Origin of the sequence: Pseudoalteromonas sp. SR41-7 (genome assembly GCF_014163935.1) — a bacterium.
GTDB lineage: Bacteria > Pseudomonadota > Gammaproteobacteria > Enterobacterales > Alteromonadaceae > Pseudoalteromonas > Pseudoalteromonas distincta.
In genome coordinates this window covers 1-533 of the sequence record NZ_JACJEF010000039.1, presented here as the reverse complement: position 1 = coordinate 533, position 533 = coordinate 1, and the positions used below count along the sequence as shown (strand labels likewise).

General features: G+C 40.3%; 1 protein-coding gene. It reads left to right on the top strand.

All coding sequences use genetic code 11. From position 1 onward, the window contains the following. Positions 1-37 precede the first annotated feature (37 nt). The coding region (locus H5092_RS20410; RefSeq protein ID WP_220492585.1) for a hypothetical protein at positions 38-533 on the top strand (496 nt) is incomplete at its 3' end.

Below are 533 nucleotides of genomic sequence, written 5' to 3'. Positions count from 1 at the left end.
TGGCTCAACCTCTGGTAGCTATTTCACGGCCGGTGTATTGGAAGTGAAAGGTAGCTTTACGCAATTATCAACATTTGATGCTGAATCTGATCGTTATAACTTCAGAACCAGTGGAACACATAAAGTATTGCTCTCCGGTGACGAAGTGCAATCAGTTTCATTTCACGACTATCACCTGTCTTATTTTACTGAGCTTGAAATAGGGAATAATTTAGCGGCGGGGATTATATGGAGTACGCCTTATAATGTGACCAACTTAACGGCGAATGGCAACAAGTTAACGAAGTTAGTCATAGGTAGGAATTGGACGTTAAATGAAGATGTTACTATTGCTGACGACTTGTCATTTAGAAACAGTTCTACGCTTGACCTTAACGGTAAAACCTTGGTTGTAGAAGGCGATTTATTGCATAACATAGGTACCATTAACATAAACAATGGCACCTTAATCATAAAAGGTGACTATCGTATACAAGCGCCAACTGATGATGGTTACACACATTCAAGCGGGTTGCTTCGTATGGTAAACGCCA